Source organism: Kitasatospora sp. MMS16-BH015 (assembly GCF_002943525.1).
GTDB lineage: Bacteria > Actinomycetota > Actinomycetes > Streptomycetales > Streptomycetaceae > Kitasatospora.
Map to the genome: position 1 here is coordinate 5,816,255 of NZ_CP025394.1, position 19,156 is coordinate 5,835,410.

Consider the following 19,156-nt stretch of genomic DNA (forward strand, 5'->3'; position numbering starts at 1 on the left):
TCGGCTCCTGCGCATTGTAGTGTGCGCCGCTCCCGTGGGAACGGGCGCGGGTGAACTTCGCGCTACTGAGCGGTAGGGCGGGGTCCGCTCTCAGTGCTCGGCGTTCGGGTTGGAGGTGACCAGCTCGGTCAGCACGCCGCCGCAGTCCTTGGGGTGCAGGAAGGTGATCCGGGAGCCCATCGAGCCGATCCGGGGCTCCTCGTAGAGCACGCGGACGCCCTTGTCCTTGATCGCGGCGGCGTCGCCGTCCACGTCGGCGGTGCCGAAGGCGATGTGGTGCACGCCCTCGCCGTTCTTGGCCAGCCACTTGGCGACGGTGGAGTCCTCGCGGGTGGGCTCGAGCAGCTGGAGGTAGGAGGCACCGCCGTCACCGGTGTCGTTGATCTTCAGCATCGCCTCGCGGACGCCCTGCTCCTCGTTGACCTCCGAGTGGTAGACCTCGAAGCCGTAGGTGTCGCAGTAGAACTTCACCGTCTTGTCGAGGTCGAAGCAGGCGATGCCGATGTGGTCGATACGGGTCAGCACGAAGGGCCTCCGGTGAGGGGGATCGAGGGGTGCCAACAGCACAGCGCATCGGGCCCGCCCCGCGCCACTGCGGGGAGTGTCGGGCTGCTCACAATTCACCCGGGGGCTCTGACACGGTGTTGACTGGTCAGTGCCAGTGCTGCTGATCACAGCCTTGCTCCGGTGACGGCCGGGTTACGGGTCAGTACATTGAGCCGCATCCCCACAACTCTCTGTGGCCTTTGACGCGCGAAGGGGCTCGTCTCATGACTACTTCAGTGATCGTCGCCGGTGCTCGTACCCCGATGGGCCGGCTGCTCGGCTCGCTCAAGGGGTTCTCGGGCGCCGAGCTCGGTGGTTTCGCGATCAAGGCCGCCGTGGAGCGGGCCGGGATCACCGGCGAGCAGGTCCAGTACGTGATCATGGGGCAGGTGCTGCAGGCCGGTGCCGGGCAGATCCCCGCCCGCCAGGCCGCCGTCAAGGCCGGCATCCCGATGAACGTGCCGGCGCTCACGATCAACAAGGTCTGTCTCTCCGGCCTGGACGCCATCGCCCTCGCGGACCAGCTGATCCGCGCCGGCGAGTTCGACATCGTGGTGGCCGGCGGCCAGGAGTCGATGACCAACGCCCCGCACCTGCTGCCGAAGTCCCGTGAGGGCTTCAAGTACGGCGCGATCGAGATGCTCGACGCGATGGCCTACGACGGCCTGACCGACGCGTACGAGAACATCCCGATGGGCGAGTCCACCGAGAAGCACAACACCCGCCTGGGCATCGAGCGCGACGTGCAGGACGCGATCGCCGCCGCCTCGCACCAGCGCGCCGCCGCCGCCCAGAAGAACGGCGTCTTCGAGGCCGAGATCGTGCCGGTCGAGATCCCGCAGCGCAAGGGCGAGCCGGTGCTCTTCTCGCAGGACGAGGGCATCCGCGCCGAGACCACCGTCGAGAGCCTCGCCAAGCTGCGCCCCGCCTTCACCCGCGACGGCACCATCACGGCCGGCACCTCCTCGCAGATCTCGGACGGCGCCGCCGCCGTGGTCGTGATGAGCAAGGCCAAGGCCGAGGAGCTGGGCCTCACCTGGATCGCCGAGATCGGCGCCCACGGCAACGTGGCCGGCCCGGACAACTCGCTGCAGTCGCAGCCGTCCAACGCCATCAAGCACGCGGTGGCCAAGGAGGGCATCGAGGTCGCCGACCTCGACCTGATCGAGATCAACGAGGCCTTCGCGGCCGTCGCCCACCAGTCGATGAAGGACCTGGGCGTCAGCTCGGACATCGTCAACGTCAACGGTGGCGCGATCGCCCTCGGCCACCCGATCGGCATGTCCGGCGCCCGCGTCGTGCTGCACCTCGCGCTGGAGCTCCAGCGCCGCGGCGGCGGGGTCGGCGCGGCCGCCCTGTGCGGTGGCGGCGGCCAGGGCGACGCCCTGATCGTGCGGGTTCCCCGCGCCTGATCATCTGACGTATAACTTCTGGGCCGCGACCTGCCACAAGCGGGGCGCGGCCCAGACGTTCCCGCACCGAGGAGCACGCTGATGATCGACGTCCGTACGCTGGTCGAGCAGGCCCGGGAGGGGCGGCCGCGCGCCGTGGCCCGGCTGATCTCGCTGGTCGAGAACGCCTCCCCGCAGCTGCGCGAGGTGATGGCCGAGCTGGCGCCGCACACCGGCCGGGCCTGGATCGTCGGCCTCACCGGTTCGCCCGGTGTCGGCAAGTCGACTTCCACCTCCGCGCTGGTCTCCGCGTACCGGAAGCTGGGCAAGCGGGTCGCCGTGCTGGCCGTGGACCCCTCCTCGCCGTTCTCCGGCGGGGCGCTGCTCGGTGACCGGGTGCGGATGCAGGACCACGCGACCGACCCCGAGGTGTTCATCCGCTCGATGGCCACCCGCGGCCACCTGGGCGGCCTCTCCTGGTCCGCCCCGCAGGCGCTGCGGGTGCTGGACGCGGCCGGCTGCGAGGTGATCTTGGTGGAGACGGTCGGCGTGGGCCAGTCCGAGGTGGAGATCGCGGGCCTGGCCGACACCACGATGGTGCTGCTCGCCCCCGGCATGGGCGACGGCATCCAGGCCGCCAAGGCGGGCATCCTGGAGATCGGCGACCTCTTCGTGGTCAACAAGGCCGACCGGGACGGCGCCGACGCCACCGCCCGCGAGCTCAACCACATGCTCGGCCTGGGCGAGGCCCGGCAGCCGGGCGACTGGCGCCCGCCGATCGTCAAGACGGTCGCGGCCCGGGGCGAGGGCGTGGACGAGCTGGTCGAGGCCTTGGAGAAGCACCAGGCCTGGCTGGCCGAGAGCGGCGAGCTGCAGCGGCGCCGGACGGCCCGGGCGGCCTCCGAGATCGAGGCCATCGCACTGGCCGCCCTGCGGGCCCGGATCGGCGACCTGCGCGGGGACTCCCACCTGGACGCGCTGGCCGAGCGGGTGGCCGCCGGGCAGTTGGACCCGTATGGGGCGGCGGACGAGCTGGTGGCGGGCGTCACCGGAGCCTGAACCCTGGACTCGGGCTCCGGCGCCGCCCGGGTGGTTCAGTGCGGGAAGAGCTCGGAGACGATCAGCTTGGTGAGCTCGTTGGCGGGCGCCGTGCCGTCGGGGGACTGGTTGAGGTTGGCCAGCACCACGATGGTCGCGGCGCGGTCCGGGTCGTAGGCCATGAAGCTGGTGTAGCCGGGCAGTTGGCCGTCGTGGCCGATGAAGCCGTCCACGTCGAAGATGGCCAGGCCGTACCCGGGGGCGTTCGGCTGGTCCGAGGTGTGGATGAAGTCCAGGCGCTGGCGCTGGAGTTCGGGGGTCAGCAGGTCGCCCTTGGCCAGCACCGGAGCCCAGCGGTTGAGGTCGGCCACGGTCGAGACCACGCCGCCGGCCGCCGCCGCCCAGGACACGTTGTTGTGGGTCACCTCGTACGGGTTGCCCGCCGACCAGTCGGCCCAGGCCGCGTCCTTGCCGGTGAGGGTCGGGGTGGTCAGGCTCGCCACGTTGGAGATGAACTCGTAGCCGTGGGCGTACGGCCCGGGCAGGGCCGTGTTGGGGTCGAAGGAGCTCTCGGTCATGCCGACCGGCTCGAAGACCCCCTTCCGGATCAGCTCGCCGAGCGAGCGGTGGGTCAGCTGCTCGGCGATCAGGCCGAGCAGGATGGTGTTGGTGTTCGAGTAGTGGAAGCCGGTGCCGGGCGGGAAGTAGCAGTCGTGCGCGAAGGCGATGTCGAGCAGCTGCTGCGGGGTCCAGTCCCGCTCGGGGTGGTCGTCCAGCTGCCGGTTGAACTCCGGGTCCTCGCTGTAGTTGTAGAGCCCGCTGGTCATCTGGAGCAGCTGGCGGATGGTGATGTGCTCGCCGTCCGGTACGTCGGGACGGTAGGTGCTCACCGGGTCGTCCAGGCCGAGCAGCCCGTCCTTGACCAGCTCCAGGATCACCGTGCCGGTCAGGGTCTTGGTGATGCTGCCGATCCGGACGTGGTCGGCCGGGTCCATCGGGCGGCCGGTGGCGAGGTCGCTGGTGCCGAGCGAGGTGGTCCAGGTGCCCCACTCGGGGGTGGTGACGGAGACCACGGCGCCGGGGATGCGGAGGCGCTGCATGACGGCCGTCAGGTCGGCGGTGAGCTGGCGCTGGGTCACCGGCGTGCGGGGGGCGGCGAACGCGGTGGCGGCGGGAGTGCTGAGGGCGACGGTGGCGGCCAGGAGGGCGGCGGGCCAGCGGCGGGTACGGGGGCGGGTGCGCATGGGGGCGTGTACCGCACGGGGGAGCGTGGGTCGCACCGGGGCGGCGGGAAACCCTCCGGACGTGGGTACGCACAGGGCCGTCTGCACCAGGCGGAGGGTGATTTCCCCTGACAGCAGGTGTCAGGGAAGGGGGCTTAGCCTCCGGGGCATGAGCGAGCGTGCGGAGTGGGTGGTGGAGCTGCGGCGGTACACGCTGCGGCCGGGGCAGCGGGACACCTTGATCGAGCTGTTCGAGCGGGAGTTCGTGGCCGGGCAGGAGGCGGTGGGGATCCGGGTGGGCGGGCGGTTCCGGGAGGTGGACGATCCGGACCGGTTCGTCTGGCTGCGGGCCTTCCCCGACATGGAGGCGCGGCGGCGGGCGCTGGAGGCGTTCTACTACGGGCCGGTCTGGCGGGAGCACCGGGAGGTGGCGAACGGGACCATGCTGGACTCGGACGACGTGCTGCTGCTGCGCGGGCCGGGGTACCGGCCGCCGGTGGGGGCGGGGGTGGTCACGGTGACCATCTGTCACGTGGAGCCGGGGGTGACGGGCTTCCAGCCGGGGGTGACGGGCTTCCCGCCGGGGGCTGCGGCTCACCGGACCGAGCACGCGGCGAACACGTTTCCTGCGTTGCCGGTGCGGGAGGACGTGGAGGTGGTGGTCTGGTTCGAGGAGGGGGAGGGCGGGCCGCTGCCGGAGGGAGTGGGGCGGGTGGAGCGGCTCACGTTGGAGCCGGTGGTGTGAGGGGCGGACAGGGCAACGGGCCCGGGGCGTGAAGCGGGCTCAGAGTAGGGGGTTGGCCGCGCCGTTCCCCGCGCCCCCGGTGGTGGCCGTCAGCCAGGCGGTGACCACGGCCCGGTGGGCCGAGGCGGTGGCTTCGGCGATGTCCAGCGGGAGACGGAGGGGGGCGCCGAGGTGCACGTGGAGGGTGGGGCGGCGGAAGGGGGCGGTGGCGAGGCCGGCGAGCTGCTTGGCGGGGCTGCCGGAGGTCAGGCGGCGGGCGCCGCACTGGCCGAGGGGGACGACGGGGGCGCCGCCGGCCGCGGCGAGGCGGGCGAGGCCGGTGCGGAAGGGGCGGGGCTCGGCGTCGGCGGAGTCGCGGCGGCGGGGCAGGCCGCCCTCGCCGTAGATCAGCACGACGCGGCCGGCCGCGAGGGCGGCGGCGGCCTGGTCGAGGGCGGAGGCGGCCCGGGCGGTGCCGCGGTGCACGGGTATGTGGCCGCCGGAGCGCAGCAGGCGGCCGAGCAGGGGGATCCGCCAGAGGCCCGCGGTGGCCAGCACCACCGGTTCGGTGCCCAGGCGCCGGAGGGCGGCGAGCACCACGGCGGGGTCGGCGAGGGAGCTGTGGTTGGCCACCACGATGCTGCCGGGGGCCACCGGGCCCGGGAGCTCGGAGCTGACGGTGAGCCGGCCGAGGAGGGGGATCAGGGCGGTGGCGATCCGGCTGAGCATGGCTGGGTCCTTCGGGTGGCCGGGGCGGGCGGGCTGCCACCATCCTCCCGGGCCGGGGCCGCCCGTTCCTGAGTACGGGTACTCAGGGTCCGCTGGAGGCCGCCGGGCTCAGGAACGGCCGCGCAGGGTGCGCAGGTGCTCGGCGATCGGGGCCAGGGCCTCGTGCACGGCGTCGATCTGCTCGGGGGTGAAGCGGTCGATGAAGTGGGCCCGGACGCTGCGGACGTGGTCGGGGGCGACCTTCTGCATGGTGGCCCAGCCCTGTTCGGTGAGGTGGGCGTAGAGGCCGCGGCGGTCGCCGGGACACTCCTGGCGCAGCACCAGGCCGGCCGATTCCATCCGGGTGATCTGGTGGGAGAGCCGGCTCTTGGACTGGAGGGTGGCGGTGGCCAGGTCGGTCATCCGCATCCGGCGGTCCGGGGCCTCGGAGAGCACCACCAGGATCTCGTAGTCGTTGAGGGCGAGGTTGTGCGACTGGAGCTCACGGCTGAGCTGGTAGTCGAGCAGCTTGCTGACCTCCAGGTGGGCACGCCAGAACTGCTGCTCCTTGGCGGTGAGCCAGGGGGTCTCCTCCGCCGCCTCGGCGGGGGCTGCGGAGGAGACCGGTGCTGCGTCTGCGGGGTGCGTGTCCATCGTGTCCATGAGGACAGCATAACGGAAACTGTTTAATCTTGTACAATATGATGGACAGGAAAATCAGATTCCGAATCGGCGGCCCAACTCGCCCAGATTACCGATTCCCGGCACATTCACATTCGGCAGCTGCTGCCCGCCCCGGCCGCCGTGCTGCTGCGGGGCGCCGCCGCCCGGCACGCCCGGCTCGGCGTCTATCCGGCCCACCGAACGCTCCGCCAGCAGCTGCTCGGAGGACTGCAGCAGCACCTGGCCGGCCCCGATGAACTCGAACTGGTGCTCCTCGCCGGAGGCGCCGCCGATCCCGGTCAGGTGCCGCAGGCCGCCGAGCACCCCGTGCAGGTAGTGGTGGTCGTAGTGGTGGCAGGGCGCGGGGCAGTCGGCCCAGCCGACCAGCGCCTGCGGGTCCACCCGGACCGGCGGGTCGACGAAGACCACCGGGCCGTTGGAGGCGGCGACGAACTTGCCGGTGCCGATCAGGGTCAGGAAGCCCGGGATGATCGACTGCTTGAGCGCCAGGGTCGGCTCGAAGGCCAGCAGGTTGCCCGAGCGCACCGTCAGGTTGCCCTCCTCCAGGTCGTAGGAGTTGAGGTCGAAGGCGCGGTCGGCGAGCAGCAGCTTGCCCCGGCCCTCGGCCACCACCCAGTCGGAGGCGTGCAGCGGGGAGTTGAAGTTCTGCTGGAGCACCCGGTCGAGCGAGCCGCGGCCGATCCCGGAGAAGCGGATCTCGCCGTAGTAGGCGATCATCTTCCCCTTCTGCAGGTAGTAGGCCCCGTTCAGGTCCACCGAGAAGGCGTACGGGTTGACGTTGTCGTTCGCCGGCAGGGAGTACTGGTCGTACACGGCGGGACCGGCCGGCTGCTGCTGGGGCTGCGGCGGGATCGGCATCGCCGTCTGGGTCGGCTGGTACGACTGCTGGACCTGCTGCTGCGAGTAGCCCTGCTGGCCGTGGCCGGGCTGCTGGCCGTGGCCGGGCTGCTGGCCGTAGGGGTTCGGCGGGGGCTGCTGACCGTAGGGGTTCTGCGGCGGGTAGGACATCAGAGCTTCTCCTCGCTCGCCTGCACGTACACCACTCCGTGGCCGGAGAGCTCCAGCTGGAAGGCCTCGCCGGAGCCGCGGCCGATCATGTCGCGCCAGCCGAGGGCGCTGGACAGCTTGTTGCGGACGTCTCCCCGGTGCGCCACGTAGGCCTGCGGGTCGACGTGCACGGGCTGCTGGGGGGTGATCGGCAGCTCTATCACCCCGCCGTGGGCCATCACCGCGACCGAGCCCTTGCCGGTCAGCTGGGTGGTGAACAGGCCCTGGCCGGTGACCTGGCCGCGGACGATGCCCATCACCCCGCCCTGGGAGCCCATGAACATGGTGGACTGCTGGAGCGAGCCCTCGAAGGCGAGCAGGCGGTCGGCCTCCACGTAGAGCACTTCGCCGTTCAGCTCGACCAGGTGCACGTGGTGGCCGCCGTGGCCGAACATCACGCTGCCCTGGCCCTCGACGGTCATCAGCGGGGTGTCCTCGTTCGCCACCCGGCGCCCGATCATCGACATCACCCCGCCCTGGCCGCCCATCAGGTTGGGGGTGAAGCTCACCTCGCCGGTGTAGGCGAGCATCGCACCGCGCTGGCTGAACACCCGCTGGCCGGGCACCAGGTGGGCCCGGACCATCTTGCCGTTGATCCGCTCGAAGGCCATCAGACCTCACCCCCGAAGGTGATCTTCTCGGAGGGCTGCACGTAGACCAGCCCCTCGCCGGTGAACTCCACCTGCATCGCCTCGCCGCCGCCCTCGCCGATCAGGGTGGTCCAGCCGGCGCCGGACTTGAGCGCCCGGTTGAGGTTGCCGGTGTGCGCGACGTACGCGCCCGGGTCGACCCGGAGCGGGGTGCCCTGGGAGACCCGCAGCACGATGGCCGGGCCGTTGGAGATCAGCGCGGCCCAGCCGTGCCCCTCCACCTTGGTGGTGAAGAGGCCGTTGCCGGAGGCCATGCCGTTGAGGCCGGTGAAGGAGGTGCCGGTGTGCAGGGTGGCCTCGGTGCAGAGCAGGTTGTCGGACTCGACGTAGAGCGTCTCGCCGTTCAACCGCACCAGGTTGACCTCGGTCGCCTTCTCGGCGAAGAAGCAGGTGCCCTGCCCCTTCACCTCCATGACCGTCATCTGCTCGCCGGTCAGGCGCCTGGTCACCATGCCGCGCAGGCCGTCACCGCCGCCGGTGAGCTTCTTGAAGTTCATCTGGCCGGTGTAGGCCACCATGCTGCCGTTGCGGGCCTTGACGGCGTCACCCGCCAGGTCCACGGCGAGGACTCGGGATCCCTGGGTTCGAAACTGTGCCACCCGGCGAATGTAGCGTCAGGCCACCACGGTTGACACCTGTGCCGCCTGCTCGACTTCGAGGAGTGAGGCGGAGTGACGCTCGGCCTCGAAGGCGACCACGCCGCCGCGCAGGCCGAACAGCCGCTTGGAGAGCAGGATCCAGACCACCGCCGCGATGTTGAGCAGCAGGGTGCAGACCTTGAGCGCGCTCACGTGCTCGGAGAGCTCGTAGCCCTCCAGCGGCAGGAAGGCGGCGGTGGCCACCACGGTCAGGTACTCGGCCCAGCGGCGGCCCAGCCAGAGCCCGTACGCCTCGACGATCTCGATCAGCGCGTAGACGAGCAGCGCGACCGCGACGATCACCAGGGTGCTGTGCTTGTAGTCGAAGGTCTTGCGGATGGTGTCGACGATCGGCGAGTGCTCGAGGTCGTAGTGGAAGTGGTCGGTGACCGGCCGGAAGACGGTGAGGTTGCTGTCGAAGAACTGGCGCACCGCGTCCTGGCTGTTGGAGAACTTCCAGACCGCCCAGGCCACCAGCACGATCAGCACCCCGCGCAGCAGCCGCTCGATGGCCAGGAAGCGCAGGATGAAGATGTCGCGCAGCGCCTTCCCCCGGGGCACCAGCGGAGCCTGGGCGGCCGGCCCGGAGCCGTGCGGGGCGCCCAGTGCGAAGTCGCCGCAGCGCAGGCAGCGCCAGGCCTCGCCGAGCGCGGTGTCGGCCCGCAGCCGGCTGTGCAGCTCCGGCTCGGTGGGTGCGTAGGTGGTGTGGCCGCGCCGCGAGCAGGTGCGGCGGTTCCAGTCGATGGCCATGGTGGGGTCCCCCAGGGTGTTCGGTGCGGTGGTGCGCTTGCGCGGTCAGCAGGATACGGGCGAGGCACCCCGGGCCGGGCGCGGGTGTTCGATCGGTGATAATGGGAGGCGGTTTGTGAGTCGGTTCACAAGCCTCGTCGACGCCTACAAGAGGTAGCCACCGTGAAGAACAGCAGCGCCGTCCACCGCCTGCGCCTGGTGTCCGGGCCCGAGGGCCTGTCCTTCCTCCTGCTGCTGGTCTGCTCGGTGCTCAAGCGCACCACTAGCTTCGACGCGGTCAAGCCAATGGGGTACATCCACGGGGTGTTGTTCATCCTCTACGTGGTCTTCCTCGCCCTGGCCTGGCAGCAGCAGCGCTGGGATCGCAAGCGCGGGATCGTGCTGTTCATCCTGGCAGCGCTGCCCACCGGCGGCTTCTTCGCCGAGCGGATGCTGGCCCGCGAGGAGCGCGGCGAGTACCCGGCGAAGGCCGAGCCCGCCACCGCCTGACCCGCCGTACGCCGAAGGCCGGACCCCCGACGGGGGCCCGGCCTTTCGCGTGGGCCGTACTAGTTGACGTTCACCGCGCTCCAGGCCGCGGCGACCTGGGCGTACTCGGTGCTGGTGGTGCCGTAGAGGTCGCCGGCGGCCTTGAGGGTCGCGGTGCGGGCGGCCTTGTAGTTGGTGGTGGAGGTGAAGTACGTGGTCAGCGCGCGGTACCAGACCTGGAGGGCCTTGGCCCGGCCGATGCCGGCCACGGTGGAGCCGTTGGAGGTCGGCGAGTTGTAGCTGACGCCGTTGATCACCTTGGCGCCGCTGCCCTCGGCCAGCAGGTAGAAGAAGTGGTTGGCCACGCCGGAGGAGTAGTGCACGTCCAGGTTGCCGACGCCGGAGGACCAGGAGTCCGCCGAGCCGCCGTCCTTGGAGGGCTTGTCCATGTAGCGCAGCGGCGTGCCGTCGCCGTTGATGTTGATCAGCTCGCCGATCAGGTAGTCCGGCTTGTCGGCGGCCAGGTTGGCGTACCACTCGACGGCGGTGCCGAAGATGTCCGAGGTGGCCTCGTTGAGGCCGCCGGACTCACCCGAGTAGTTCAGGTTGGCGGTGGCGGCGGTCACGCCGTGGCTCATCTCGTGGCCCGAGACGTCCAGGGCGGTCAGCGGGTGGGTGTTGGAGGCACCGTCGCCGTAGGTCATGCAGAAGCAGGAGTCGTCCCAGAAGGCGTTGACGTAGTTCTTGCCGTAGTGGACGCGGCTGTAGGCGCCGACCCCGTCGTTGCGGATGCCGTTGCGGCCGAAGGTGGACTTGTAGAAGTCCCAGGTGGCCGCTGCGCCGTACTGGGCGTCCACGGCGGCGGACTGGGTGTTGGAGGCCAGGCCGGTGCCCCAGGCGTTGTCGGCGTCGGTGTAGAGGGTGCCGGTGCCGGAGGTGCGGCCCTTGAGGTCGGTGGTGTACTGGCCGCCGCGGGTGGCGTCCTTGAGCTGGTAGGTCGAGCCGGTGTAGTTGGTGGTCAGCGGCACCGAGCCGACGAAGACGCCCTTGCCGGAGCCGGTGGCGTTGGCGGTCTGGATCTCCTCGTGGGTGGAGAGCACGGCGCCGGAGGTCGCGTCGGTGACCAGCACCTGGCGGCTCGGGGTGCCGTCGGCCCGCTGGCCCTGCACCGTGGTGCGGTAGGCCAGGCGCGGGGCGCCGTCGGTGGCCCAGACGACGAGGCCGGCCGCGCCGGTCTGGTCGACGGAGGTCAGCGCGGCCTCGTCGGCGTCGTTGGTGGCCTGGCCGAGCTGGGCCTTGACCGTGCCGGTGGCCTTCGCGGCGGCCTGGGCGGCCGACAGCTTCGGGGTGAGGCTCGACAGCGCGAGCTTCTGGTCGGTGGCCTTGTCGACCGACTTGATCGCACCGTTGGCGGCCTGGTGCACCACCAGGTCGCCGCCCAGCACCGGGAGGCCGCCGAGGGTCCGCTCGTAGCGCAGGTGGCGGGTGCCGTCCGCGTCCACGATCGCGTCCTTGGGGATCAGCTGCTCCTGGCCGCCCAGGCCGATCGCCTTGGCGGTGGAGCCGGCCTCGGCGCTCGCCTGGGCGATCAGGGCGGAGTGCTGGCGGCCGGCGGCGCTGTTCGAGATCGGGCTCGGGTTGGCCTGGGCCGTCCCGGCGGTGACCTGGATCGCCGCCGCGAGCACGGCAGAGGCAGAGAGAACGGCTCCGACTGTCAGCTTGCGCTTCATGAGAGACGGATTCCTTCCGGTACAACCGCGTGTGCGCGGTCGCATCGCGTTCCGGGGCGCCGGAGTTGGCACCTGCTGGGGCGGAACGGACGCTGACGAGCTGCTCCGTGCGGTCACGCGACGTCCGGCCTGTGGGGTGGGGAGGCCGGACTGTCGAACGGGGCTGGCCAGAAGCATGACAATCACACCGGTGGAATGACAGGTCTCGGGCAAGAATTGGCAAAATCCCGCCAGCGAGCTGATGGAGTAGGCGACCTGAAACGTCACCAGGAAACCGGACAAGTCGGGCATAACGACTCGTTGATCGAGAGTTTCCATCCGAACCGTGGCTGAATAGCCGTCGAATTCGAGTAACGACGGTCGCTGGCTTGTACATTGCCGCAACATTGCGTATCCGGGAGGTGCGCCGCTGACCGGCTCCCGACGTTGGCGGAGGTCCGCCAACCCCGGCCGCTTGTCCAGCATCGTGGACACCTGCTACCGCTTTCCGGCCGTCCGAGTACGGTGGGCGCGTGGCAAAGCCCCTCGCTCTCGACTTCGACCCGATCGCCCGCGCCGACGAACTGTGGACCAGTCGCTGGGGCGGTGCGCCGGCGATGGCCGCCATCACCTCGGTGATGCGGGCCCACCAGATCCTGCTCTCCCGGGTGGACGCCGTGGTCAAGCCGTACGGGCTCACCTTCGCCCGGTACGAGGCGCTCGTGCTGCTCACCTTCAGCCGCACCGGCGAGCTCTCGCTCTCCAAGATCGGCGAGCGGCTGATGGTGCACCCCACCAGCGTCACCAACACCGTCGACCGCCTGGTCCGGGCCGGCCTGGTGGCCCGCCGCCCCAACCCCACCGACGGCCGGGGCGTGCTCGCCTCGATCACCGACCGGGGGCGCGAGGTGGTCGAGCAGGCCACCCGCGAGCTGATGTCCATCGACTTCGGCCTGGAGGGCTACGGGCCCGGGCAGTGCCAGGAGGTCTTCGAGCTGCTCCGGCCGCTGCGGGTGGACGCGGGGGACTTCAAGGACTCCGTGGAGTAGGGGGCGGACAGAACCGCCCGAAGCGGGCGGTTACCCTCGATGGCATGAAGCAGAGTGTGCTGACCCGGTACCGGGCGATGGCGTATGTCACGGGTGTCCTCCTGATCCTGCTCACCCTGGGTGTGATCGCCAAGTACGCGCTCGACATCTCGGGCGCGGCGGGCTTCACCACCGCCGTCGGCATCGCCCACGGGTGGCTCTACGTGGTCTACCTGGTGTTCGCCTTCGACCTGGGCACCAAGGCCAAGTGGCCGATGGGCAAGCTGGCCTGGGTGCTGCTGGCCGGCACCATCCCGACCGCCGCCTTCTTCGTCGAGCGCAAGGTCTCGCAGGACGTGGCCCCGCTGATCGAGGCCCCCGAGGCCGTCAGCGCCTGACACCGTCGCGGCGGGTCTCCGTCGGCCCGCAGGTCGCCATCGACATTTACTAGGACGTCCGAGTAGTTTGGTGGGACGTCCTAGTAGCTGTGTCGTCCCGCGATCCGGGGTGGCCGTACGGAGTGGAGTTCGGAGTCGATGGACGCCGAGGAGATCGAGGCCGGTCGCCGGCGCTGGCAGCAGCGGTACGACAAGGCCCGCAAGCGTGACGCGGACTTCACCACCCTGAGCGGCGACGAGGTCGCCCCCGTCTACGGCCCGCCCGCCGGGCAGCCGGTCGAGGGCTTCGAGCGGATCGGCTGGCCGGGCGAGTACCCGTACACCCGTGGCCTGCACCCCACCGGCTACCGCGGCCGGACGTGGACCATCCGGCAGTTCGCCGGCTTCGGCAACGCCCAGCAGACCAACGAGCGCTACAAGATGATCCTGGAGGCCGGCGGCGGCGGCCTCTCGGTCGCCTTCGACATGCCCACCCTGATGGGCTACGACTCCGACGAGCCCAAGTCGCTCGGCGAGGTCGGCCACTGCGGCGTGGCGATCGACTCGGCGGCCGACATGGAGGTGCTCTTCGACTCCATCCCGCTGGGCGAGGTCACCACCTCGATGACGATCAGCGGCCCGGCCGTGCCGATCTTCTGCATGTACCTGGTCGCGGCCGAGCGCCAGGGCGTGGACCCCTCGGTGCTCAACGGCACGCTGCAGACGGACATCTTCAAGGAGTACATCGCGCAGAAGGAGTGGCTCTTCGCTCCCGAGCCGCACCTGCGCCTGATCGGCGACCTGATGGCCTACTGCGCCGAGGGCATCCCCGCGTACAAGCCGCTCTCGGTCTCCGGCTACCACATCCGCGAGGCCGGGGCCACGGCCGCGCAGGAGCTCGCCTACACCCTCGCCGACGGCTTCGCGTACGTGGAGCTCGGCCTCTCCCGCGGTCTCGACGTGGACGTCTTCGCGCCGGGCCTGTCCTTCTTCTTCGACGCGCACCTGGACTTCTTCGAGGAGATCGCCAAGTTCCGCGCCGCGCGCCGGATCTGGGCCCGCTGGATGAAGGAGCGGTTCGGCGCCAAGACCGACAAGGCGCAGTGGCTCCGCTTCCACACCCAGACGGCCGGTGTCTCGCTCACCGCCCAGCAGCCCTACAACAACGTGGTCCGCACGGCGGTGGAGGCCCTGTCGGCCGTCCTGGGCGGCACCAACTCGCTGCACACCAACGCGCTGGACGAGACGCTGGCCCTGCCCTCCGAGCAGGCCGCCGAGATCGCGCTGCGGACGCAGCAGGTGCTGATGGAGGAGACCGGCGTCGCCAACGTCGCCGACCCGCTGGGCGGCTCCTGGTACGTCGAGGCCCTCACCGACCGGATCGAGGCCCAGGCCGAGGAGATCTTCGCCAAGATCCTGGCCAAGGGCACCGAGGACCACCCGATCGGCCCGATGACCTCCGGCATCCTGCGCGGCATCGAGGAGGGCTGGTTCACCGGTGAGATCGCCGAGGCCGCCTTCCAGTACCAGCAGTCCCTGGAGAAGGGCGAGAAGCGGGTCGTCGGCGTCAACTGCCACCCGCGCTCCGTCACCCCCGAGCTGGAGATCCTCCGCGTCTCCCACGAGGTCGAGAAGGAGCAGGTCCGCGTCCTGAAGGCCCGCAAGGCCGAGCGCGACGAGGCGGCCGTCCGGGCCGGCCTCGACGCGATGCTCGCCGCCGCCCGGGCGGGCGAGAACATGATCCCGCCGATGCTCGACGCGGTCCGCGCCGAGGCGACCCTCGGCGAGATCTGCAACGCGCTGCGGGACGAGTGGGGCATCTACCGGGAGATCCCCGCCTTCTAGCCGACGGCAACCATGGGGGCGCGGGGAACTGCGCGAACGCGGGAGGCGACAGGCCGGTCACCTTCCGCACGCGCGCAGTTCCCCGCGCCCCTGATAGTGCAACTGCAGCAGAGTGCCTCCGCCAGGAGCGGTACCGGCCGTCAGGGTCATGCCGTGCGCTTTGGCGATCTGGCGGGCCATGGCGAGGCCGAGGCCGGAGCCGGGGAGGCTGCGGGCGGTGGTGGAGCGGTAGAAGCGGTCGAAGATGTGGGGGAGGTCTTCGGGGGTGATGCCGGGGCCGTGGTCGCGGATGGTGAGGGTGGTGGGGGTGAGGCGGATTTCGACGGGGCCGGTGGGCGGGCTGAATTTGGCGGCGTTGTCGAGGAGGTTGCCGATCAGGCGGGTGAGGCGGGCGGGGACGCCGGGGACGGTCGGGTCACCCGACGGTCGGTAGTGGAAGGTGATGGCGGGCCAGTGGCCGGCGGCGGTGTCGACGCAGTGGGCGACCAGGGGGGCGAGCGGGACGGGCTCGACCAGGGGTTGGGGCTCTTCGTCGCGGGCCAGCTCGATCAGGTCGTTGACCAGGCCGGTGATCTCGCGGAGTTGGCGGTGCAGGCCGGCGGTGGCGCGGACGCGCTGGGCCTCGGTCAACCGGTCGGCGCGGGAGAGGAGTTCGGCGTTGGTGCGCAGGGCCGTGAGCGGGGTGCGGAGCTCGTGCGAGGCGTCGGCGACCAGGCGCTTCTGGGCCGTCACGGAGGCCTCCAGGGCTTCCAGCATCACGTTGAACGCGCCTGCCAGGCGGGTGAGTTCGTCCTCGCTGCGGTCGGGCGGGAGGCTGATCCGGACGCCCGCGTCGCGGGTGGCGGCGATCCGTTCGGCGGTGGCCGTCAGGCGCGCGACGGGGGCCAGGCCGGCCCGGGCCACCGCGTAGCCGAGCAGGCCGGCGGCCAGGATGCCGAGGCCGGCCACCAGGGCCATCAACTCGCCCGCCTGGGTGACGCCTTGTCGGACGGTGTCGGAGCGCAGGGCGACCTGGACGGCCTGGCCGGGGGCGAAGGGGGTGGTGAGCATCCGGGCCGGATGGCCGGCCACGGTGATCTCGCTGTAGTAGCCGGAGCGTTGGCCGGCCGCGACCTCGCGGGTGGCCGGGGTGACGGGCAGCGGGTACGGGGTGCGCGGTTCGGCGGCGGGGGAGGCGGGGACGATCTGGGTGCAGGCGGGGGCCGCCAGGAAGCCGCACTCGCCGGACACCGTCTGCGGCGGCTCGCCGCGGTGCTGCTGCTTGGTGAGGGTGGCGTGCTGGGTCAGGTTGAGGTCGAGCTGGTGCACCAACTCGTAGCGGATGACGGTGAATCCGGCCGCGCAGATGCCGAGGGTGACCAGCGCGACGGCGGCCGAGGTGGCCAGGGCCAGCCGGGTGCGCAGCGGTCGGCGCCGCCGCCAGGCGGCGTGGGCACCACCCGCGCTCACGCCGTGCCCAGGCGGTAGCCGACTCCGTGCACGGTGTGCACCAGCCTCGCCTCGCCGCCCGCTTCGAGCTTGCGGCGCAGGTAACCCACGTACACCGCCAGCGAGTTGGAGTCGGGGCCGAAGTCGGCGCCCCAGACCCGGGCCATGATGAGCTCGCGCGGCAGGGCCTGCTCGGGGTTGAGCAGCAGGAGTTCGAGCAGGGCGAACTCGGTGCGGGAGAACTCCAGCGGGCGGCTGCCGCGGCGGCCGGTGCGGCCCACCGGGTCGACGGTGAGGTCGGCGTAGCCGAGGGTGCCGTCCGGTTCGGCGGGGGCGGTGCGGCGGAGCAGGGCGCGCAGGCGGGCGGTGAGCTCGTCCAGGGCGAAGGGCTTGACCAGGTAGTCGTCGGCGCCCGCGTCCAGGCCGTCGACCCGGTCGCTGACCGAGTCGCGGGCGGTCAGCACCAGGATCGGCACCCGGTCGCCCAGGGCACGGACGCGGCGGCAGAAGGCCAGGCCGTCCAGGGCGGGCATCATCACGTCGAGCACCACGGCGTCCGGCTGCCAGGCCGTCAGTGCGGCCAGCCCGGCCAGGCCGTCGGCCGCGCCGTGCACGGCGTACCCCTCGACGGCCAGGCCGTCCTCGACGGCGGCCCGCACCTCGGGGTCGTCGTCCACCACCAGCACCCTCGCACGTGACGTCATGCGGACAACCCTCTCAAACCGGGCTATTAGAACTCTCTTAGCTCGCCCGAAGAGGCTCGGCGCATGACAGAGAACCGCTTGTCCGTGGTGATCGGCGCCGGTGGCACCGGGGGCCACATCTACCCGGGCCTGGCGCTCGCCGAGGCGCTGCGCCGGGCCGAGCCGGGGGCCGAGATCTCCTTCGTCGGCACCGAGCGCGGGCTGGAGACCCGGCTGATCCCGGAGGCGGGGTACCGGCTGCACACCGTCGACATGATCCCCTTCGACTCCTCGCTCGGCCTGCGCCGGTACACCCTGCCGGTGGCGCTGCTGCGCTCCGGCGCGCAGTGCAGGGAGATCCTGCGCGCGCAGGGCGCGCAGATCGCCGTGGGCATGGGCGGCTACCCCAGCGCGCCGGTGATCGTCGGGGCGCGGATGGCCGGGCTGCCCAGCGTGGTGCACGAGTCCAACGCGGTGCCCGGCCGGGCCAACCGCTTCGCGGCCCGGCTCACCCCGCACCTGGCGCTGGCCTTCGACCGCACCCGCGAGCACCTGCCGGCCGGCACCGGGGCCGAGACGGTGGGCATGCCGATGGTCGGCGCGGTGGCCAGCCTGGACCGGGCCGCGCTGCGGCCCGAGGCCCGGGCCCGGCTGGGGGTGGCCCCCGACGAGCACCTGGTGGTCTTCAACGGCGGCAGCCTGGGCGCGGCCCGGCTCACCGAGGCGGCGCTCGGCCTGGCCGAGCGCTGGCACCGCCGGCCGGACGTCCGGCTGCTGATCAAGACCGGCCCGGCCGCGCTGCCGGCGGCCCGGGAGCGGCTCGGCCGCTCGCCGGTGGCCACGGCGGTGGCCTACCTGGACCGGATGGACCTGGTCTACGCCGCCGCCGACCTGGTGGTCTGCCGGGCCGGCTCGGCCACCGTGGCCGAACTGGCCGGCACCGGGGTGCCCGCCGTGCTGGTGCCCTACCCGCACGCCCCGCACGACCACCAGACCCACAACGCCCGGGTGCTCTCCGACGCGGGCGCCGGGCTGCTGCTGCCCGACGGCGAGTGCACCGCCGAGCGCCTGGCCGCCCTGGTCGAGCCGCTGCTCGCCGACCCCCGCCGGCTCGACCTGATGAGCCGCGCGGCCGATCCGTCCACCCACGCCGAGGCGGCCGACCTGCTCGCGGCCAAGGTGCTGCGGGTGGCCGGCCGTGCATCCGCCTACGCCCCCAGGAGGGCCGCATGAACACTCTGAACGGCACCCGAGTCCTCGTCACCGGCGCGGAGGGCTTCATCGGCTCGACGCTGGTCGACCTCCTCGTCGAGCGCGGCGCCCGGGTGCGCGCCCTCGTCCACTACAAGCCGTACGCCGAGCGCGGCCACCTGGCGAAGTACCTGGGCTCGGAGGAGGTCGAGATGGTGGCCGGGGACGTGCGCGACCCCGGGCGGGTGCAGGACGCCGTGGCCGGCTGCGACACCGTCTTCCATCTGGCCGCGCTGATCGGCATCCCGTACTCCTACCTGGCGCCCGAGGCGTACGTGCAGACCAACGTGGTCGGCACCCAGAACGTGGCGGCGGCCTGCCTGCGGGCCGGGGCCTCGCTGGTGCACACCTCCACCAGCGAGGTGTACGGCACCGCGATCACCGCGCCGATCACCGAGGCGCACCCGCTGCAGCCGCAGTCGCCCTACTCGGCCTCCAAGATCGGCGCCGACATGACGGCGCTCTCCTACTGGCACGCCTTCGAGCTGCCGGTCACCGTGGTGCGCCCGTTCAACACCTACGGGCCCCGGCAGTCGGCCCGGGCCGTCATCCCGACCATCCTCTCCCAGCTGCACGCGGGCGCCGGGGAGATCCGGCTCGGCTCGCTCACCCCGACCCGGGACTTCACCTACGTCACCGACACCGCCGAGGGCTTCCTGGCGGCGGCACTCTCCCCGAAGGCGCGCGGCGAGGTGCTCAACCTGGGCACCGGCAGCGAGATCGCGATCGGCGAGCTCGCCGAGCAGCTGATCGCGGCGGCCGGCTCCACCGCCAAGGTGGTCCAGGACCCGTCCCGGCTGCGCCCGGGCGGCAGTGAGGTGGAGCGCCTGCTCTCGGACAACACCAAGGCTCGCGAGCTGACCGGCTGGCGGCCGAAGGTCTCGCTGACCGAGGGCCTGCGCGCCACCTCGGCCTGGGTCGCCGCCAACCTTGACGCCTTCGCCCCCGGCCGCTACCAGGTCTGACCG

At 71.7% G+C, this 19,156-nt stretch carries 20 protein-coding genes; 9 read left to right on the forward strand and 11 right to left on the reverse strand.

Going from position 1 to position 19,156, the window contains the following annotated elements:
* Positions 1-90 precede the first annotated feature (90 nt).
* Positions 91-525, reverse strand: coding sequence for a methylmalonyl-CoA epimerase (gene mce / locus CFP65_RS25180; protein WP_104818333.1), 435 nt, complete (start codon positions 523-525; stop codon positions 91-93).
* A gap of 245 nt (positions 526-770) precedes the next feature.
* On the opposite strand from mce, the gene CFP65_RS25185 reads away from it, so the two are divergent.
* Positions 771-1,958 carry an acetyl-CoA C-acetyltransferase gene (locus CFP65_RS25185; RefSeq protein WP_104818334.1) on the forward strand — a complete coding sequence of 396 codons (1,188 nt, stop codon included), beginning with the start codon at positions 771-773 and terminating at the stop codon, positions 1,956-1,958.
* Between the two features lie 81 nt (positions 1,959-2,039).
* Positions 2,040-2,996, forward strand: a complete 957-nt coding sequence (gene meaB, locus CFP65_RS25190) for a methylmalonyl Co-A mutase-associated GTPase MeaB (RefSeq protein ID WP_104818335.1) — start codon at positions 2,040-2,042, stop codon at positions 2,994-2,996.
* Between the two features lie 35 nt (positions 2,997-3,031).
* Here meaB and CFP65_RS25195 read toward each other — a convergent pair whose 3' ends face one another.
* On the reverse strand, positions 3,032-4,219 hold the full coding sequence (locus CFP65_RS25195; RefSeq protein WP_104818336.1) for a serine hydrolase: 1,188 nt from the start codon (positions 4,217-4,219) through the stop codon (positions 3,032-3,034).
* A 148-nt stretch (positions 4,220-4,367) separates the two neighbouring features.
* Between CFP65_RS25195 and CFP65_RS25200 the strand changes: the two genes are divergently transcribed.
* Complete coding sequence (locus tag CFP65_RS25200; protein WP_104821107.1) at positions 4,368-4,943, forward strand: NIPSNAP family protein; 576 nt, start codon at positions 4,368-4,370, stop codon at positions 4,941-4,943.
* Positions 4,944-4,982: 39 nt separating this feature from the next.
* Here CFP65_RS25200 and CFP65_RS25205 read toward each other — a convergent pair whose 3' ends face one another.
* The 6 genes from CFP65_RS25205 to CFP65_RS25230 all read right to left on the reverse strand — a co-directional run bounded on the left by CFP65_RS25205 (position 4,983) and on the right by CFP65_RS25230 (position 9,399).
* Positions 4,983-5,651, reverse strand: a complete 669-nt coding sequence (locus tag CFP65_RS25205; RefSeq protein ID WP_104818337.1) for a 1-acyl-sn-glycerol-3-phosphate acyltransferase — start codon at positions 5,649-5,651, stop codon at positions 4,983-4,985.
* A 108-nt stretch (positions 5,652-5,759) separates the two neighbouring features.
* A complete protein-coding gene (locus CFP65_RS25210; RefSeq protein WP_254552553.1) occupies positions 5,760-6,293 on the reverse strand; it encodes a MarR family winged helix-turn-helix transcriptional regulator in 534 nt (177 codons plus the stop codon).
* A gap of 54 nt (positions 6,294-6,347) precedes the next feature.
* Entirely contained in the window at positions 6,348-7,172 is an 825-nt protein-coding gene (locus tag CFP65_RS25215; protein WP_104821108.1) for an AIM24 family protein, read from the reverse strand.
* A 149-nt stretch (positions 7,173-7,321) separates the two neighbouring features.
* Entirely contained in the window at positions 7,322-7,972 is a 651-nt protein-coding gene (locus CFP65_RS25220; protein ID WP_104818339.1) for an AIM24 family protein, read from the reverse strand.
* Positions 7,972-8,610, reverse strand: coding sequence for an AIM24 family protein (locus CFP65_RS25225; protein ID WP_104818340.1), 639 nt, complete (start codon positions 8,608-8,610; stop codon positions 7,972-7,974). The genes CFP65_RS25220 and CFP65_RS25225 overlap by 1 nt, the downstream gene beginning before the upstream one ends.
* 15 nt (positions 8,611-8,625) lie before the next feature.
* Complete coding sequence (locus CFP65_RS25230) at positions 8,626-9,399, reverse strand: DUF2127 domain-containing protein (RefSeq protein WP_104818341.1); 774 nt, start codon at positions 9,397-9,399, stop codon at positions 8,626-8,628.
* A gap of 162 nt (positions 9,400-9,561) precedes the next feature.
* Between CFP65_RS25230 and CFP65_RS25235 the strand changes: the two genes are divergently transcribed.
* A complete protein-coding gene (locus CFP65_RS25235) occupies positions 9,562-9,888 on the forward strand; it encodes a DUF3817 domain-containing protein (RefSeq protein WP_104818342.1) in 327 nt (108 codons plus the stop codon).
* A 59-nt stretch (positions 9,889-9,947) separates the two neighbouring features.
* Here the strand turns inward: CFP65_RS25235 and CFP65_RS25240 are convergent, their stop codons facing one another.
* Positions 9,948-11,597: a M4 family metallopeptidase gene (locus tag CFP65_RS25240; protein WP_104818343.1), complete on the reverse strand. Its 1,650-nt coding sequence runs from the start codon at positions 11,595-11,597 to the stop codon at positions 9,948-9,950.
* Positions 11,598-12,109: 512 nt separating this feature from the next.
* On the opposite strand from CFP65_RS25240, the gene CFP65_RS25245 reads away from it, so the two are divergent.
* The 3 genes from CFP65_RS25245 (at position 12,110) to CFP65_RS25255 (ending at position 14,826) form a co-directional block, all read left to right on the forward strand.
* Positions 12,110-12,625, forward strand: coding sequence for a MarR family winged helix-turn-helix transcriptional regulator (locus tag CFP65_RS25245; protein ID WP_104818344.1), 516 nt, complete (start codon positions 12,110-12,112; stop codon positions 12,623-12,625).
* Between the two features lie 44 nt (positions 12,626-12,669).
* Positions 12,670-13,002 (forward strand): DUF3817 domain-containing protein, encoded by a 333-nt coding sequence (locus CFP65_RS25250; RefSeq protein WP_104818345.1) that lies wholly within the window; start codon positions 12,670-12,672, stop codon positions 13,000-13,002.
* 138 nt (positions 13,003-13,140) lie between these two features.
* Complete coding sequence (locus CFP65_RS25255) at positions 13,141-14,826, forward strand: methylmalonyl-CoA mutase (RefSeq protein WP_104818346.1); 1,686 nt, start codon at positions 13,141-13,143, stop codon at positions 14,824-14,826.
* A 57-nt stretch (positions 14,827-14,883) separates the two neighbouring features.
* Here CFP65_RS25255 and CFP65_RS25260 read toward each other — a convergent pair whose 3' ends face one another.
* Both CFP65_RS25260 and CFP65_RS25265 read right to left on the reverse strand, forming a co-directional pair.
* Positions 14,884-16,275 carry a cell wall metabolism sensor histidine kinase WalK gene (locus tag CFP65_RS25260; protein WP_254552554.1) on the reverse strand — a complete coding sequence of 464 codons (1,392 nt, stop codon included), beginning with the start codon at positions 16,273-16,275 and terminating at the stop codon, positions 14,884-14,886.
* Positions 16,272-16,958 carry a response regulator transcription factor gene (locus CFP65_RS25265; protein WP_104818347.1) on the reverse strand — a complete coding sequence of 229 codons (687 nt, stop codon included), beginning with the start codon at positions 16,956-16,958 and terminating at the stop codon, positions 16,272-16,274. Before CFP65_RS25265 ends, CFP65_RS25260 begins: the two co-directional genes overlap by 4 nt.
* Positions 16,959-17,021: 63 nt before the next feature.
* Here CFP65_RS25265 and CFP65_RS25270 point away from each other — a divergent pair, with 63 nt between their 5' ends.
* Together CFP65_RS25270 and CFP65_RS25275 are read left to right on the forward strand one after the other, a co-directional pair.
* The gene (locus CFP65_RS25270; protein WP_104818348.1) at positions 17,022-18,170 is read left to right on the forward strand and encodes a glycosyltransferase; all 1,149 of its coding nucleotides are present in this window, start codon (positions 17,022-17,024) and stop codon (positions 18,168-18,170) included.
* Entirely contained in the window at positions 18,167-19,153 is a 987-nt protein-coding gene (locus tag CFP65_RS25275) for an SDR family NAD(P)-dependent oxidoreductase (protein WP_104818349.1), read from the forward strand. The genes CFP65_RS25270 and CFP65_RS25275 overlap by 4 nt, the downstream gene beginning before the upstream one ends.
* Positions 19,154-19,156: the final 3 nt, after the last annotated feature.

Excerpts from the sequence above, each read along its gene's own strand:
- meaB (WP_104818335.1), top strand. The coding sequence starts at position 2,040 with ATGATCGACGTCCGTACGCTGGTCGAGCAGGCCCGGGAGGGGCGGCCG.
- CFP65_RS25230 (WP_104818341.1), bottom strand. The coding sequence starts at position 9,399 with ATGGCCATCGACTGGAACCGCCGCACCTGCTCGCGGCGCGGCCACACC.
- CFP65_RS25220 (WP_104818339.1), bottom strand. The coding sequence starts at position 7,972 with ATGGCCTTCGAGCGGATCAACGGCAAGATGGTCCGGGCCCACCTGGTG.
- CFP65_RS25275 (WP_104818349.1), top strand. The coding sequence starts at position 18,167 with ATGAACACTCTGAACGGCACCCGAGTCCTCGTCACCGGCGCGGAGGGC.
- CFP65_RS25185 (WP_104818334.1), top strand. The coding sequence starts at position 771 with ATGACTACTTCAGTGATCGTCGCCGGTGCTCGTACCCCGATGGGCCGG.
- CFP65_RS25240 (WP_104818343.1), bottom strand. The coding sequence starts at position 11,597 with ATGAAGCGCAAGCTGACAGTCGGAGCCGTTCTCTCTGCCTCTGCCGTG.
- CFP65_RS25270 (WP_104818348.1), top strand. The coding sequence starts at position 17,022 with ATGACAGAGAACCGCTTGTCCGTGGTGATCGGCGCCGGTGGCACCGGG.
- CFP65_RS25200 (WP_104821107.1), top strand. The coding sequence starts at position 4,368 with ATGAGCGAGCGTGCGGAGTGGGTGGTGGAGCTGCGGCGGTACACGCTG.
- CFP65_RS25215 (WP_104821108.1), bottom strand. The coding sequence starts at position 7,172 with ATGCCGATCCCGCCGCAGCCCCAGCAGCAGCCGGCCGGTCCCGCCGTG.
- CFP65_RS25205 (WP_104818337.1), bottom strand. The coding sequence starts at position 5,651 with ATGCTCAGCCGGATCGCCACCGCCCTGATCCCCCTCCTCGGCCGGCTC.
- CFP65_RS25265 (WP_104818347.1), bottom strand. The coding sequence starts at position 16,958 with ATGACGTCACGTGCGAGGGTGCTGGTGGTGGACGACGACCCCGAGGTG.
- CFP65_RS25255 (WP_104818346.1), top strand. The coding sequence starts at position 13,141 with ATGGACGCCGAGGAGATCGAGGCCGGTCGCCGGCGCTGGCAGCAGCGG.
- CFP65_RS25250 (WP_104818345.1), top strand. The coding sequence starts at position 12,670 with ATGAAGCAGAGTGTGCTGACCCGGTACCGGGCGATGGCGTATGTCACG.
- CFP65_RS25195 (WP_104818336.1), bottom strand. The coding sequence starts at position 4,219 with ATGCGCACCCGCCCCCGTACCCGCCGCTGGCCCGCCGCCCTCCTGGCC.
- CFP65_RS25210 (WP_254552553.1), bottom strand. The coding sequence starts at position 6,293 with ATGGACACGATGGACACGCACCCCGCAGACGCAGCACCGGTCTCCTCC.